General features: G+C 36.6%; 11 protein-coding genes. 5 read left to right on the forward strand and 6 right to left on the reverse strand.

The annotated features are described in order from the left end of the window. Positions 1–155: 155 nt before the first annotated feature. From apaH to fabI, 3 genes are all read right to left on the reverse strand, one after another. The gene (gene apaH / locus Q1J40_RS00175; protein ID WP_301097977.1) at positions 156–980 is read right to left on the reverse strand and encodes a bis(5'-nucleosyl)-tetraphosphatase (symmetrical) ApaH; all 825 of its coding nucleotides are present in this window, start codon (positions 978–980) and stop codon (positions 156–158) included. 59 nt (positions 981–1,039) lie between these two features. Then, positions 1,040–3,019, reverse strand: a complete 1,980-nt coding sequence (locus tag Q1J40_RS00180) for an exoribonuclease II (protein ID WP_301097979.1) — start codon at positions 3,017–3,019, stop codon at positions 1,040–1,042. A 135-nt stretch (positions 3,020–3,154) separates the two neighbouring features. Further along, complete coding sequence (gene fabI / locus Q1J40_RS00185; RefSeq protein ID WP_301097980.1) at positions 3,155–3,943, reverse strand: enoyl-ACP reductase FabI; 789 nt, start codon at positions 3,941–3,943, stop codon at positions 3,155–3,157. A 216-nt stretch (positions 3,944–4,159) separates the two neighbouring features. Between fabI and rlmE the strand changes: the two genes are divergently transcribed. From rlmE to Q1J40_RS00200, 3 genes are all read left to right on the forward strand, one after another. Beyond that, positions 4,160–4,789, forward strand: a complete 630-nt coding sequence (gene rlmE, locus Q1J40_RS00190; protein WP_301097981.1) for a 23S rRNA (uridine(2552)-2'-O)-methyltransferase RlmE — start codon at positions 4,160–4,162, stop codon at positions 4,787–4,789. A gap of 88 nt (positions 4,790–4,877) precedes the next feature. Next, positions 4,878–6,815 carry an ATP-dependent zinc metalloprotease FtsH gene (gene ftsH, locus Q1J40_RS00195; RefSeq protein ID WP_301097982.1) on the forward strand — a complete coding sequence of 646 codons (1,938 nt, stop codon included), beginning with the start codon at positions 4,878–4,880 and terminating at the stop codon, positions 6,813–6,815. Positions 6,816–6,995: 180 nt separating this feature from the next. Beyond that, complete coding sequence (locus Q1J40_RS00200; RefSeq protein ID WP_301097983.1) at positions 6,996–7,682, forward strand: alpha/beta hydrolase; 687 nt, start codon at positions 6,996–6,998, stop codon at positions 7,680–7,682. A 73-nt stretch (positions 7,683–7,755) separates the two neighbouring features. On the opposite strand, the gene lpdA is transcribed toward Q1J40_RS00200, so the two are convergent. From lpdA to aceE, 3 genes are all read right to left on the reverse strand, one after another. After that, the gene (gene lpdA, locus Q1J40_RS00205; protein WP_301097985.1) at positions 7,756–9,180 is read right to left on the reverse strand and encodes a dihydrolipoyl dehydrogenase; all 1,425 of its coding nucleotides are present in this window, start codon (positions 9,178–9,180) and stop codon (positions 7,756–7,758) included. A gap of 170 nt (positions 9,181–9,350) precedes the next feature. Further along, positions 9,351–11,264 (reverse strand): pyruvate dehydrogenase complex dihydrolipoyllysine-residue acetyltransferase, encoded by a 1,914-nt coding sequence (gene aceF, locus Q1J40_RS00210; RefSeq protein ID WP_301097987.1) that lies wholly within the window; start codon positions 11,262–11,264, stop codon positions 9,351–9,353. Positions 11,265–11,413: 149 nt separating this feature from the next. Continuing rightward, on the reverse strand, positions 11,414–14,080 hold the full coding sequence (gene aceE / locus Q1J40_RS00215; protein ID WP_301097989.1) for a pyruvate dehydrogenase (acetyl-transferring), homodimeric type: 2,667 nt from the start codon (positions 14,078–14,080) through the stop codon (positions 11,414–11,416). Positions 14,081–14,464: 384 nt separating this feature from the next. Between aceE and purE the strand changes: the two genes are divergently transcribed. Then, on the forward strand, positions 14,465–14,956 hold the full coding sequence (gene purE / locus Q1J40_RS00220; protein WP_502306649.1) for a 5-(carboxyamino)imidazole ribonucleotide mutase: 492 nt from the start codon (positions 14,465–14,467) through the stop codon (positions 14,954–14,956). Between the two features lie 112 nt (positions 14,957–15,068). Next, positions 15,069–16,166, forward strand: a complete 1,098-nt coding sequence (gene purK / locus Q1J40_RS00225) for a 5-(carboxyamino)imidazole ribonucleotide synthase (RefSeq protein WP_301097991.1) — start codon at positions 15,069–15,071, stop codon at positions 16,164–16,166. Positions 16,167–16,247: the final 81 nt, after the last annotated feature.

Consider the following 16,247-nt stretch of genomic DNA (forward strand, 5'->3'; position numbering starts at 1 on the left):
TGAGATGGATTTCAAGGGATAAAACGAAATAATTTATTAAAATTTTAATTTATTATTTTTATTTAATAAATAATAAGCAAGACAAAAAGGATGCAAATAAAAAGCTCCACAATTCGTTCAATTATGGTACTTATATAAGTTCAATTCGGTAAATATCAAGAGAATTTGTGCAAACTTTTTTGTGTAAAAATTTGCTGATCTTCCCATCGTAGTATTGTTAAATAATTACCCCAAACACAGCCTGTGTCTAATGCGTAAATATTTTTAGGTGTTTGATAACCAATTAAACTAGCCCAATGCCCAAATATAATCTTTTCAGATTGATACAAGGGATTATCCAATTCAAACCAAGGTTTTAATTCACTTGGGGCTTGTTCAACTGGTAATTTGCACTCAAAATCTAACCGCTTATCTGTATAACAAAAACGCATTCTCGTGAGAGAATTAATGGTGTACCGCCAACGTTCAATCCCCTTTAAATCTAGCGACCAACGATCAGGTTGAGCATCATACATTTGTTCGAGCAAACATTTAAACTTATCACCTTGCAAAATAGCTTCAACTTCTTTGGCACATTCAAAAATAGTCGAAACATCTTGCCATTCAGGGCTAATCCCTGCGTGGGCGAGCAAAAATTTATGCTCAGGATGCTGAGCTACAAGCGGTTGGTTGCGTAACCAATTTTGCAATTCTTCACGATCATCTGCATTAAAAATCGCATCTAAATTATCTCTAGGCTTAACCCTTTTAAGACCTTGCAAAGTAGATAACAAATGCAAATCATGGTTACCTAATACCATTGTAGCTCGTGACCCCAGCTCTTTGACAAAACGTAGGCACGATAATGAATCCTTTCCTCGTGCAATAATATCACCCGTTAGCCATAATTCATCAACTTGAGGATCAAACTGTACTTTATCAAGCAATCGTTGAAATTCCTCAAAACAGCCGTGTAAATCACCAATAATATAGGTCGCCATGATTTTCTCTCATTATTTGCAAAATACTAAACGGAACTCACCGCTTAGTTACACTAACTTTACACCAATAATTCGCCAATAATTGAACGAGTTTCTATTCTAACTTCTTTCAATTTAGCTCGAATTGCTTGCCCAATTTGATAGGTTTTCTCGCCCTTAATGTATAGCGCCATATCTTCAACATTAAATTGCATTTCATCTTTATTATTATGTAAAGAAGAGAATGGAATAAATATAGATGCCCCATTTTCTAATGCTTTAACTCTTAACCCGCCACGAGAAACATCTTGAATTTCACAATCAAACTCAACATTTTTTTCCACCAGTGGAGCAAGGTAAAGGGAGTATAACCAATCGGCGATATCACGTTCGACCATACGATTTTGCTTACGGGCTTCTTGTAAACGAGTCAAGATAGAGTCTTCTACTGAACTCACCTCTTTATTCGCTAAAATTTGTTTAATTAAACGATGATTCACCATATCACCATATTTACGGATTGGTGACGTCCAAGTCGCATAATATTCAATCCCTAAGCCTAAATGCGGTGCAGATTGTGCTTTAAACTCAGCAAAAGTGAGATAACGACGTAAACGCATATCGAGGAAGCTTTCTGGGAATTTATCAATATCACGACGCATTGCACAGTAACCTTCCAAGGTTGCTAAACGCTCAACTGAATAACGTTCTGCTAATTCATCACGATTTTCATCAGTTGCTAAAGTATCGAGTAGGAATTTTTTAACCGATTCTAAGTTTTTAGGATCAAAGCCCGCATGGGTATTAAAAATACCTTTGTGTGCATATTTATCCAAATATTGTGCAGCACAGATATTCGCAAGGATCATTGACTCTTCAATCATTTGATTGGCAATACGACGGAATTCAACATGAATATCACGCACTGAACCATCTTCATTTAATTCAAAAGAATAATCGCCTTGCTCTTTAAAAATAACGGCATTTTTCGCACGCCAGTTCATGCGAGCTTGAGTAAATTGATGTAACCATTCAATTTGTTGTTTTGTTTCTTCATTTTCCGGTACCCAATGATTTTCATTACCTTCAATAAAATCAGAAACATCGTTATAAGCCAATTTAGCCTTAGATTCTACCCAAGCAGAGGTAAATTTCGGTTCAGAAACCACTTCGCCAGACAGATCTGTTTCAATATAAGCCACTAATGCAGGACGCTTTTCATTTGGAACTAACGAACAAAGCTCATCTGATAGTTCTCTAGGTAACATTGGAATATTGAAGCCCGGTAAGTAGTTAGTAAAGCAACGTTGGCGAGCTGCTTTTTCAATATTTGAATTTTCTGGGATATAGGCAGTTGGATCCGCAATCGCAACCACTAAACGCCAGCCTGATTGTTCTTCACCTTGCTTAATTGGTTCGATATAGAGTGCATCGTCCATATCTTGTGTACTTGGCGAGTCAATAGTCGTAAAGTATAAATTTGTTAAGTCTTCACGTTCTAACTCATCATGTAGATGATATTCTGCTTCGCCTTTTACTGCTTCTCTTGGTTGCTCATGTTTAGCAAGGGTTACCCACCAAGGTGCAAAGTTATCATCGCCTTTACAAATAAATTGCGTAACTTGTGCGAAGAAAAAGCGATCATCCCTTAATGGATGATTTTTTAATTGTGCAACAACCCAATCATTCTCTGCCAATTTTTCAGTGATTTTTTTGTTTGTATTGGCTGGAATTAATAATTTAATGTTGGGATGATCAACTGAAAGCTGTAATTTCCCCTCTTTATTAAATTTAACCTGAGCAATAAAGCGATTTAGCATAGGTTCAATTAACGAATCAACTTCGACCTGAGCTTTATCTCCATCACGTTTTACGGAAGCACGAATTTTATCCCCGTGCATAATTTTTTTCATTTCTGGAGGCGGAATAAAGAAAGTCTCTTTATCACATTCAAGAAAACCATAACTTTTATCAGATGCTTTTACGGTACCTTCTACATATTCTTTGCTAGCTTCGATTTGTTGCTTAAGTTGTGCTAATAGGGGGTTATTTTGAAACATTATTTTTACTCAAAAGTGACCACGGAAAACTAACAATTTTTTAGATACGATAAAAGAAAATTGCATTTTAACAAAATGATCTTACCGCTTGTTTCTTTAAAAATCATCAATTTTCCGTAGTTAAGGGAAAGGAAATTATTCGTCGCCTAATTCAGGCATAGCAACGATATTAAAGCCACCATCTACATGCACAACTTCACCAGAAATACCTGAGGCAAGGTTAGAACATAAGAAAGCCGCGGCATTACCAACATCATCAATGGTTACAGTACGTCTAATTGGTGTTACTGCTTCGCAAGCTGCCAACATTTTCTTGAAGTTTTTGATACCAGATGCTGCTAATGTACGAATTGGGCCTGCTGAAATTGCATTAACACGTACACCATCTTTACCTAAAGATTGTGCCATAAAGCGAGTATTCGCTTCTAATGAAGCTTTTGCTACGCCCATAGTGTTGTAGTTAGGGATTGCACGCTCAGCACCTAAATAAGTTAAAGTTACTAATGCAGATCCTTTATTTAGCATTGGACGTGCTTCTTTTGCCATTGCAACAAAGCTATATGAGCTAATATCATGGGCAATACGAAAACCTTCACGATTTACCGCATCAACATAATCACCATCTAACTGGTCTGCTGGGGCATAAGCGATTGAGTGGACAAAACCATCAAATTTATCCCAATGAGTTGCTAATTGTTTAAAACATTCAACAATACTTTCATCAGTACCCACATCACATGGAATAACGATGTTTGAACCAAACTCTGCGGCAAATTCTTCAACACGTGCTTTTAATTTGTCATTTTGATAAGTAAATGCAAGTTCTGCGCCTTCACGATACATTGCTTTTGCAATACCATAAGCAATAGAACGGCTACTTGCAACACCTGCAATTAAAATACGCTTATTAGCTAAAAAGCCCATAAATTACTCCTTATAAGAAATTCTGAAATATGCTTTCACAAGCAAAACGGGTTGATTATAGCGAAAATTTGGGCTAACGGGAAATATAAGCGGTAGGATTAGTATAGTTTTTGTAAAAAATATAATTACATTAATAGGATAAATTTTTAAGTTTTCTCTTGAAATAAAGTATTTCAGTCTTATTATAATCTACTAAGTAAATATCAAAGGAATCACATGGGTAAAAAACGGAGTGCAAGTTCATCTCGGTGGCTTGCAGAACATTTTAAAGATCAGTTCGTCCAAAAAGCACATAAACAAAAATTACGTTCTCGTGCTTATTTCAAATTAGATGAAATTCAAAAAAGTGACCGTTTATTTAAACAAGGCATGACTGTTGTCGATTTAGGCGCAGCTCCAGGTGGTTGGTCACAATATGTTGTCACTCAAATTGGTGGAAAAGGGCGTGTTATCGCTTGTGATATTTTAGATATGGATCCCATCGCTGGTGTCGATTTCCTACAAGGTGATTTTCGTGAAGAAAGTGTTTTAAATGCCTTATTGGAACGAGTAGGAGAAGCAAAAGTTGATGTTATTATGTCAGATATGGCACCTAATTTTAGTGGAATGCCTTCGGTTGATATCCCTAGAGCGATGTATCTAGTCGAATTAGCATTAGATATGTGCAAACAAGTTCTTGCAACTAAAGGAAGTTTTGTTGTCAAAGTTTTCCAAGGTGAAGGATTTGATGAATACTTAAGAGAGATTCGCTCACTTTTCAATGTAGTAAAGGTTCGTAAGCCAGAAGCTTCTAGAGGACGTTCTCGAGAAGTTTATATTGTTGCAACGGGTTACAAAGGTCAATAGATAAATAAAGGATAGTTGGCATATCTTTTGAATTTATAGTAACCTTGATAAGATTTTTTTAGTAAAAAGAGGGATAACCTTGAACGATATGTTAAAAAATATTTTGCTTTGGGCTGTAATTGCTATCACACTAATGACAGCATTCCAAGGTTTTAATTCTAGTTTCGGTAGTAATGATACTGTTGAATACTCAACCTTTATCAATGACTTAAAAGAAAATCGCTTAAAATCGGTTGATTTTAAAGCTAATGATGAAACAATAACCGTAACGAAATCCAATGGTTCAGAGTATCAAACTGTCATGCCTATGTATGATAAAGATTTACTTAATGACTTATTGAATAAAAATGTCACAGTAATTGGTGAGCCAGCTGAACGCCGAGGCTTACTTGCTCAGATTTTAATTTCATGGTTCCCCATGTTACTTCTTATTGGTTTCTGGGTATTCTACATGCGTCAAATGCAAGGTGGTGGTAAAGGTGGAGCAATGAGCTTTGGTAAAAGTAAGGCTAAAATGCTAGCACCTGATCAAATTAAAACGACATTTTCTGATGTAGCAGGTTGTGATGAAGCAAAAGAAGAAGTTGCAGAAGTCGTCGATTTTTTACGTGATCCATCTAAATTCCAAAAATTAGGCGGTAAAATTCCTAAAGGTATTTTAATGGTAGGTCCACCAGGAACAGGTAAAACACTTTTAGCTAAAGCAATTGCAGGTGAAGCAAAAGTACCTTTCTTTACCATGGCAGGTTCCGATTTTGTAGAAATGTTCGTTGGTGTCGGTGCTTCACGTGTACGTGATCTCTTTGAACAAGCAAAGAAAAATGCGCCTTGTATCATCTTTATTGATGAAATTGATGCAGTGGGCCGTAAACGTGGTGGTGCAGGATTTAGTGGTGGTCACGATGAACGTGAACAAACGCTTAACCAAATGCTTGTAGAAATGGATGGTTTTGAAGGTTCTGAAGGTGTGATTGTTATCGCTGCAACAAACCGTTCAGATGTACTTGATAATGCTTTAACTCGTCCAGGTCGTTTTGACCGTCAAGTTATGGTTGGATTACCAGATGTTAAAGGTCGTGAGCAAATTCTAAAAGTACATATGCGTAAAGTACCTATTGCACCCGATGTCGATCCAATGATTATCGCCCGTGGTACACCAGGTTACTCTGGAGCAGAACTTGCAAACTTAGTTAATGAAGCAGCATTATTCTCTGCTCGTGCTAACCAACGTGTCGTTACCATGAATGATTTTGAAAAAGCAAAAGATAAAATCAATATGGGTCCAGAACGTCGTTCAATGATCATGACTGATGAGCAAAAAATATCAACAGCATATCATGAAGCAGGACACGCTATTGTTGGATATTTAATGCCAGAACATGACCCTGTACACAAAGTAACCATTGTACCTCGTGGTCGAGCGTTAGGTGTAACCTTCTTCCTACCAGAAGGCGATCAAATCAGTATTAGCCATAAACAATTAGAAGGTAAACTTGCAAGTACCTATGGTGGTCGTTTAGCGGAAGAGCTTATTTATGGTAAAGAAAATATCTCAACAGGTGCATCAAGCGATATCCAAGTTGCCTCAAGCATTGCTCGTCGAATGGTTACAGAATGGGGATTCTCTGAACATCTAGGCCCAATTCTTTATAAAGAAGAAGAAGGTTTTGGTGCACCGAAAGTTGTATCTGAAGCAACAGCTCAACTGATTGATGAAGAAGTTCGTAAAATCATTGATCGTAACTATGAGCGAGCAAGACAAGTTTTAGTGGATAATATGGATATTTTACATGCAATGAAAGATGCATTGATAAAATATGAAACCATTGATAAACCACAAATTCAAAACCTGATGGAACGTAAACCTGTTGGTGATCCAGCTGGATGGAATAATAACAATGATAGTACAAATACTCCTCCATCTTCAGCTTCTTCTGAAGAGAATAAAAAATCAGAATCTCCGGAACAAAAAACAGATTCTGGTTTAGGAGAATCTGTTGCTGATACAGAAGCTGATGCGAAGTAGCTTTTGCTTTTTATATAAAAAAAAAGGATTGCTGTTGCAATCCTTTTTTATTGCTCATAATTAAATAAATATTGAGTAGTTAGTAAAGAGACTAAGATATTGTATTATTTTAGAGAGAGGATTATGCTAACTATATAAAAAATAACTATTAGCTATTTAGTAAAATAACAGGAGAAAGCGATGAAATACAATAAAATTACTTATGGTCAAGACAAAGATCAATTCTATAAACTTTATTTACAAACAGAAACTCCAAATAAATTAATAATACTCGTACATGGTGGGTATTGGCGTAATGCAGTAAATCTTACTTCTTTACAAGAATTAGAAACTTATTTTGTTGAAAAGGGTTATAGTTTAGCAAGTATTGAATATAGAAGAGGAAGTGAAAACCAATGGCCTATTCCTCGTGAGGATGTAGCAGCTGCAATTAAAGATATTAAGAATCGGTATAGCAATGCTGAACTTATCACAATAGGACATTCAGTCGGAGGACAATTAGCTCTCTTTACCTCCAATCTTGTAGATAAAACTATAGCACTTGCTCCCGTCACTGATGTTAATTTCACATATCAACACAAATTAGGTGATAATGCTGTAGAAGAATATTATACAGCACCTATTACTGAACAGTTATTAGCGGAAGCTTCTCCAATAAATTATGAATTGAATGGGGTGAAGAAAGTTTTAGTCATTCAAGGAAAAGATGATAATCGAGTTTTAGTTGAAACTTCAGATAACTACATTAAAAAGCAAAATAATAGCGAAATCCCTATCGATTACTTGAGATTATCCTCTATGCCTCACACTGAAATTATTCTTCCAAGTAAACCTTTCTGGAATTATGTAATTACCTGGATTGAATAATATTACAGGCCATAAAAAAACGGATAATCGAAATAATTATCCGTTTTTTATGCTTAGTCTAAACTAATAAAGATTATTTTTTCTTCGCTTTTGCATTTGGAAGGTCTGTAATTGATCCTTCAAATACTTCTGCTGCTAATCCAACTGATTCGTGTAATGTTGGGTGAGCATGAATTGTTAATGCAATATCTTCAGCATCACATCCCATTTCAATTGCAAGACCAATTTCACCAAGCAATTCACCACCATTACTACCGACAATAGCACCACCAAGTAAACGATGAGTATCTTTATCAAAGATTAATTTAGTCATACCTTCTGAACATTCAGAAGCAATTGCACGACCTGAAGCAGCCCAAGGGAATTTCGCTACTTCGTAGTTTAATCCTTCTTGTTTACATTCTTTCTCTGTTTTACCTACCCAAGCAACTTCTGGCTCAGTATATGCAATAGACGGAATAATTTTAGGATCAAAATAATGTTTTTGTCCTGCGATAACTTCTGCAGCAACATGCCCTTCATGAACACCTTTATGTGCTAGCATTGGTTGTCCAACGATGTCGCCGATTGCAAAAATGTGAGGAACGTTAGTACGCATTTGTTTATCTACACGGATAAAGCCTCGATCATCAACTTCTACACCCGCTTTTCCAGCATCAAGTAATTTACCGTTTGGTGTACGACCAATAGCAACTAATACTGCATCATAACGTTTAGTATCATTGCATGCTTTACCTTCCATAGAAACGTAAATACCATCATCTTTTGCTTCTACAGCAGTTACTTTAGTTTCAAGCATCAATTTGAATTTTTTCTCGATCTGTTTGGTGTAAATACCGACAACATCTTTATCTGCTGCAGGAATGACTTGATCAAACATTTCAACTACTTCAACTTCTGACCCTAATGCTTTATATACAGTTCCCATTTCTAACCCGATGATACCACCACCCATGATAAGTAGTTTTTTAGGTACTTCTTTTAATTTTAATGCATCAGTTGAGTCCCAAACACGTGGATCATCGTGTGGAATAAATGGTAATTGAATTGGACGAGAACCTGCTGCAATAATTGCATTATCAAATTTAATTGTTGTTGGATTGCCATCACGATCACGTGCAACTAAAGTGTTAGGATCTGCAAAAGTTGCTAATCCTTCAACAACTGTTACTTTACGTGCCTTAGCCATACCAGCTAACCCACCTGTTAATTTACTTACTACAGCTTCTTTACCTTCACGAACTCGATTAAGATCGATTTCAGGTTCACCAAAGACAATACCATTTTTTTCTGCATGTTTTGCTTCTTCAATTACTTTAGCAACATGTAATAATGCTTTAGATGGAATACATCCCACATTTAGACACACACCACCTAATGTTGAATAACGTTCAACAATTACTGTTTCTAAGCCTAAATCTGCACAACGGAAAGCTGCTGAATATCCTGCTGGACCTGCACCAAGTACAACAACTTGGGTTTTAATTTCTTTGCTCATTTTTACCTCTGATATGATTTGCGAGTCACTAAACTGATAAATAATCTCACTATAAGTGTAACTAATTTTAACAATTTTGTAACGAGAGCAAGATCACAGAATCAAAAATAAGCGGTCAGTTCATCATAAATTTTTACAAATTTTATTTACGATCTAACCGCTTACATTCACTACATAACTAAACGACGGATATCTGATAATACGCCATTTAAGTAAGTGATAAATCTTGCGCCATCAGCACCATCAATTACACGGTGATCGTATGATAATGATAATGGTAACATTAGACGTGGTGTAAATTCTTTACCGTTCCATACTGGTGTCATTTCTGATTTAGACACACCAAGAATAGCAACTTCAGGCGCATTTACGATTGGAGTAAATTGTGTACCACCAATACCACCTAAGCTTGAAATAGTGAAACATCCACCTTGCATATCAGATGAAGTTAATTTACCTGCACGTGCTTTTTTCGAGATTTCTGACAATTCACGAGAAAGTTCAATAATGCCTTTCTTATTCACATTTCTGAACACTGGTACAACTAAACCATTTGGCGTATCTACTGCAACACCGATATTGATATATTTCTTAAGTGTTAAACGTTGTCCATCTTCTGAAAGTGAACTATTAAAGCGAGGGAATTCTTCCAATGCTTTAGCAACAGCTTTCATGATAAATACTAATGGAGTTACTTTAACATCTTGTTTAGTCTTCTCTAAGAATGCATTTTGTTCTTTACGGAACTGTTCTAATGTAGTGATATCTGCTTTATCCCATTGTGTTACATGAGGGATCATCACCCAGTTACGGTGTAAGTTCGCACCAGAAATCTTTTGGATACGACCTAATTCAACTTCTTCAGTTTCACCAAATTTGCTGAAATCAACTTTTGGCCATGGTAATAAGCCTAAACCAGCACCATTCGCCACACCATTGCCTGATGCTTGAGCTGTTGAACCTGATTCAAATGCTTTAACCGCAGTTTTTACATAAGCTTGAATATCTTCTTTTACGATACGACCTTTACGACCAGTACCTTTAACTTTATCAAGATTTACACCAAATTCACGTGCTAAACGACGAATAACAGGTGTAGCATGGGCATAGCCATTGCTTGCTACTACTTGCTCTTGACTTAAACCAGCCACATTGCCACTAGCTTGTGCTGGAGCCGCAGCTTGAGGTGCCGCAGGTGCTGCTTGCTGAGGAGCTTGTGCTGCTGGAGCAGCTGCCGGTGCTGCACCTGCAACTTCAAATTTCATAATTAATGAGCCAGTAGAAACTTTATCACCGACTTTAATTAAGATTTCTTTGACAGTACCGGCTAATGGAGCTGGTACTTCCATTGATGCTTTATCACCTTCTACATTGATGATTGATTGATCTACTTCAACAACATCACCAACTTTAACCATGATTTCAGTTACATTAACTTCATCACCACCAATGTCTGGCACATTTACATCTTGAATTGATGCAACTGTTGCTGTTTGAGGTGCTGGAGCTGATTCTTGGGCTGGTGCGCTAGCTACTGGTGCTGTACCTGCAACTTCAAACTTCATGATCAATGAACCTGTAGAAACTTTATCACCAACATTGATTAAAATTTCTTTAACTGTACCAGCTACTGGTGCAGGAACTTCCATTGATGCTTTATCACCTTCTACATTAATGATTGATTGATCAAGTTCTACAACATCACCAACTTTAACCATGATTTCAGTTACATTAACTTCATCACCACCAATATCTGGTACATTTACATCTACTACTGTATTTGTTGTCGCAGCTGGAGTTGCTGGAACCGCTTCAGTAGCTGGCGCAGGTTGTGCTGTTGGAGCAGATGCTTCTGCTGAATCTAAAACTAGCATAGGTGAACCAGTAGAAACTTTATCACCCACTTTAACTAAAACTTCTTTTACTACACCAGCTTCTGGAGCTGGTACTTCCATTGATGCTTTATCACCTTCTACATTGATCACACTTTGATCAACAGCGATAGTATCACCAACATTTACCATCACTTCAGTTACAGTAACTTCATCACCACCAATATCTGGCACTTGAATTTGTTTCGACATTTTTATTTTTCCTCGTAATTTCTTTTTCTATCATCTATCAGAAAAAGTTAGGGAAGATTTTAAATGTATGAATTTTACAAAAAAATAGAGAAAACCCACCGCCTGTAAAACCTTCCTATACTTCCCCTCTTTAGAGGGGAAGCATGATTTTATGCGTGAAGTGGATTCACTTTATCTGCATTGATTCCAAATTTTTCGATTGCTTCAGCAACAACACTTGGTTTGATTGAGCCTTCTTCTGCTAATTCAGATAATGCTGCAACAACAACGTGGTGTGCATCAACTTCAAAATGTGAGCGTAAGTTTTCACGGCTGTCTGAACGACCGAAACCATCAGTACCTAATACAGCATAAGTCTTAGCTGGTACGTATGCAGCAACTTGTTCTGCAAATAATTTCACATAATCTGTTGCAGCAACTGCTGGTCTATCATTCATCACTGTAGCGATATATGGAACACGTTTTTCTGCTGTTGGGTGTAATAAGTTATAACGTTCTACATCAGCACCTTCACGAGCAACTTCAGTGAATGAAGGTACGCTATAAACGTCTGAAGATACACCATAGTCATTCGCTAGAATTTGTGCAGCTTCACGTACGTGACGGAAAATAGAACCACAACCCATTAACTGTACAGATGCTTTTTCTTTCTTAGCTTTAACAGTTTCAAATTTGTAGATACCTTTACGGATACCTTCCTCAACACCTTCTGGCATTGCTGGTTGGTCGTAAGTTTCATTTAATGTTGTGATGTAGTAATACACATCTTCTTGAGCTTCACCATACATGCGACGCATACCGTCTTGGATAATTACCGCCACTTCATAAACATATGCAGGATCATAAGCGATACAGCTAGGGATGATTGCAGCTTGAATATGGCTATGACCATCTTCATGTTGTAAGCCTTCTCCATTTAAGGTTGTACGACCTGATGTACCACCGATCATGAAACCTCGTGCACGTTGATCTCCTGCTAACCACATTAAATCTCCAACACGTTGGAAACCAAACATTGAGTAATAAATATAAAATGGAATCATAGGAAGATCATTTGTTGAGTATGAAGTTGCAGCTGCAATCCAAGATGCTGTAGCACCATGCTCATTAATCCCTTCTTGTAAAATTTGGCCATTAATTGCTTCACGATAATACGCAACTTGCTCACGATCTTGTGGAGTATAGTTTTGGCCATGAGGACTATAAATACCAATTTGGCGGAATAAACCTTCCATACCAAAGGTACGTGCTTCATCCGCAAGAATTGGCACAATGTGTTTACCTAATTCTTTGTTTTTCAGCAATACATTTAATGAACGTACAAACGCCATTGTAGTTGAGATAGGACGAGCTTGTGCTTCGAATAATTGAGAAAACTCTTCTAACGCAGGTATTTCTAATTTTTGAGTGAATTTAGGTAGGCGAGTTGGTAAATAACCATTTAATGCCTTACGCTGTTGATGTAAGTAATTATACTCTTCAGATCCTTCCTTGAAAGTAATATAAGGTAAATGTTCAATATCTTCATCTGATACAGGTACTTGGAAATGATCACGGAAGTGTTTAATAGAATTCATATCCATTTTTTTCACTTGGTGAGCAATATTTTTACCTTCTGCAGCATCACCCATACCATAACCTTTGATAGTGTGGATTAACAATGCAACTGGTTTATCCTTAACTTGTTTTGCTTTACTATATGCTGTGAATACTTTGATTGGATCATGTCCACCACGAGTTAATTGCCAAATTTCATCATCTGTCATATCAGCAACTAATGCAGCTGTCTCAGGATAGCGTCCGAAAAAGTTTTCACGAACATATTTACCATCTTTCGATTTAAATGTTTGATAATCCCCATCAACCACTTCCATCATAAGTTGCATTAATTTACCTGAAGTATCTTTTTGAAGTAAATGATCCCAGTTTGATCCCCAAAGTACTTTAATTACTTCCCAACCCGATCCGATAAATTGACTTTCAAGTTCTTGAACAATTTTACCATTACCTGTTACTGGTCCATCAAGACGTTGTAAGTTACAGTTAACAATAAAAATCAAATTATCTAAATGTTCACGAGCAGCAAATGCAAGCGCACCACGAGATTCTGCTTCGTCCATTTCACCATCGCCTAAGAAGGCATACACTGTTTGATCAGTAGTATCTTTTAAGCCACGATTATGAAGATATTTTAAGAAGCGAGCTTGATAAATTGCATTCAATGGTCCTAATCCCATTGACACAGTTGGGAATTGCCAAAATTCAGGCAATAATCTTGGGTGAGGGTAAGAAGAAAGTCCTTTACCATGTACTTCTTGACGGAAATTATTTAATTGTTCTTCTGTTAAACGACCTTCTAAAAATGCTCTAGCATAAATCCCTGGAGAAATATGGCCTTGGAAGAAAACTAAATCTCCCCCATTTTGCTCCGTACGAGCTTTGAAGAAATGGTTAAATCCAACTTCATACAATGTTGCAGCAGACTGGTATGAAGCCATATGTCCACCTAACTCTAAATCTTTCTTAGATGCTCTCAACACCATCATGATTGAGTTCCAACGTACTGCTGTACGAATACGACGTTCTAAATCCAAATTACCTGGATAAGGAAGATCTTCTGACGCAGGAATTGTATTAACATAATCGGTACTGATACCACTTTGTAGAGGAACACCTTGACTACGAGCTTGTTGAAGTACTTGCTCAACAATAAATTGTGCTCTTTCTACACCTTCTTCACGAATTAATGAGTTAATTGCAAGTAACCAATCATTAGTTTCGATTGGATCTACGTCATTACCTAAAATTTCTGACATAGCTTTTCTTTCCTTTTTTATAAGTGAATAATACAAGTAAACAGGACTGCTTACCCTCTGTTGTGAAATATGACTGACATGGTCTTATTTAGCCATGGCCAAATCAAAATCAGATTGAATGCAAAAATATTAAGATTAAATTGAATTATCTTTACAAACACAATAATACTAACCACTTGATTTTTAACAATATCTATTTTTTGTTAAAAAAACGTAAGCGAATATTTATATAAGAATAACAAAATTGGGCTAATTTGTCCATTTTTCCCCAAAATTTAAAGTGGCAAACATGCTTAACACCCTCCTTATTTTTAAGAAATAATCAACGATTTATGCTATTCTATGCGAATCTTTTATCAATCGTTTGAATAGGTTATGTAGATAATGAAAAATCCAAAAATTGCCATCGTTATGGGTTCTAAAAGTGATTGGCCCACAATGTCTGAAGCTGCACAAATTCTTGACCAATTTGACATTTCTTATCATGTTGAAATAGTTTCTGCTCATCGGACACCAGATAAATTATTTAGTTTTGCTGAAAAAGCAGAAAAAAATGGGTATAAAGTTATTATTGCTGGTGCAGGTGGAGCGGCCCATCTCCCCGGAATGATTGCCGCTAAAACGATTGTTCCAGTACTTGGCGTTCCGGTAAAAAGTTCGATGCTAAGTGGTGTAGATAGTCTATACTCTATTGTTCAAATGCCGAAAGGTATTCCAGTCGGTACACTAGCAATTGGACCTGCTGGTGCTGCTAATGCAGGTTTACTTGCAGCACAGATATTAGCAGTCTTTGATAGCGGATTAACAAAAAAATTACATGAATTTCGTCAATCTCAAACAAAAGTAGTTCTTGACAATCCTGATCCTCGTGATTAGTCAAGTTTGTTTTAACTTTTCATCAATCGAAGCGGTTAGTTTTAGAGAAAATTTTACAAATTTTAAGTCAAATCCTACCGCTTGTTACAACTAGTTTATTCGAGAATATTTCATGCAACAAAGTACACTCTATCCTCCCATTTATGTATTAGGCAATGGCCAACTTGGCAGAATGTTACGTTATGCGGGGGCGCCATTGGATATCACAGTTAAGCCCCTTGCGTTTGATGCCGATGTTTTTGATATAGAATCTGATAGCTTAATTACAGCTGAAATTGAGAGATGGGAAACAACGCCTCTCACAAAAATTTTAAGTACTCATCCTAATTTTGTAAATTTACCTGTTTTTGGACAATTAGCGGATCGCTTCACTCAAAAATCACTACTTGATCAACTAAATATTCCAACATCCCCTTGGCAATTAGTCGAATCACCAAATCAATGGGAAGATATTTTTGCTAATGTGGGTGAAAAAGTTGTCGTAAAACGTCGTACAGGTGGCTACGATGGTCGAGGACAATGGATTGTGACTAAAAATTCAATCATTCAAATTGTCCCTGAATTATTTGGAGAAGTCATCGCCGAAAAATTTATTCCCTTCGATGGTGAAATATCCCTTGTCGGGGCAAGATTTAGAAATGGCAAACATCGTTTCTACCCTATTACCCATAATCTACAACAAAATGGGATTTTACGTTATAGCGTGACTAACCTTAATCTTCCTCATCAACAATTATTTCAAGCTCAAGCAGAAAAAATGCTCTCGGCTATCATGGACGAATTAAATTATGTTGGCGTAATGGCAATGGAATGCTTTGTGGTTGGAGAAACATTATTAATTAATGAACTCGCACCTAGGGTTCATAATAGTGGGCATTGGACACAATTGGGTTGTTCAATAAGCCAATTTGAATTACATCTGCGTGCCTTACTTGATTTACCTACACCACAATTAACCACTAGCGGTACAAATGTTATGGTCAATTTAATTGGGATCGAACATCATAAAGAATGGCTCAGTATTCCTCATTCACAACTTCATTGGTATGGAAAAGAAGTTAGAGAAGGTCGAAAACTTGGGCATTTGAATTTATATCATTTGGACAAGCAAGAAATTATATCTAGCTTAGAAAAAGTTAAACCTGCTTTAACTGAAGATTTTTATTCTGGGTTGGAATGGGTAAAAGATCTTTTGTCCAACATCTCATAGTCTAAAAGTATAATCATCGCAATTATACTAACAAGATATAAGATTAAACAAAAAGAGTTGGTTATCAGTTATAACCAACTC

It is taken from the genome of Otariodibacter sp., assembly GCF_029256985.1.
GTDB lineage: Bacteria > Pseudomonadota > Gammaproteobacteria > Enterobacterales > Pasteurellaceae > Otariodibacter.

Coding starts and splice junctions, on each gene's coding strand:
- purK (WP_301097991.1), top strand. CDS start 15,069: ATGCAACAAAGTACACTCTATCCTCCCATTTATGTATTAGGCAATGGC.
- Q1J40_RS00180 (WP_301097979.1), bottom strand. CDS start 3,019: ATGTTTCAAAATAACCCCCTATTAGCACAACTTAAGCAACAAATCGAA.
- Q1J40_RS00200 (WP_301097983.1), top strand. CDS start 6,996: ATGAAATACAATAAAATTACTTATGGTCAAGACAAAGATCAATTCTAT.
- rlmE (WP_301097981.1), top strand. CDS start 4,160: ATGGGTAAAAAACGGAGTGCAAGTTCATCTCGGTGGCTTGCAGAACAT.
- purE (WP_502306649.1), top strand. CDS start 14,465: ATGAAAAATCCAAAAATTGCCATCGTTATGGGTTCTAAAAGTGATTGG.
- aceE (WP_301097989.1), bottom strand. CDS start 14,080: ATGTCAGAAATTTTAGGTAATGACGTAGATCCAATCGAAACTAATGAT.
- lpdA (WP_301097985.1), bottom strand. CDS start 9,180: ATGAGCAAAGAAATTAAAACCCAAGTTGTTGTACTTGGTGCAGGTCCA.
- ftsH (WP_301097982.1), top strand. CDS start 4,878: ATGTTAAAAAATATTTTGCTTTGGGCTGTAATTGCTATCACACTAATG.
- apaH (WP_301097977.1), bottom strand. CDS start 980: ATGGCGACCTATATTATTGGTGATTTACACGGCTGTTTTGAGGAATTT.
- fabI (WP_301097980.1), bottom strand. CDS start 3,943: ATGGGCTTTTTAGCTAATAAGCGTATTTTAATTGCAGGTGTTGCAAGT.
- aceF (WP_301097987.1), bottom strand. CDS start 11,264: ATGTCGAAACAAATTCAAGTGCCAGATATTGGTGGTGATGAAGTTACT.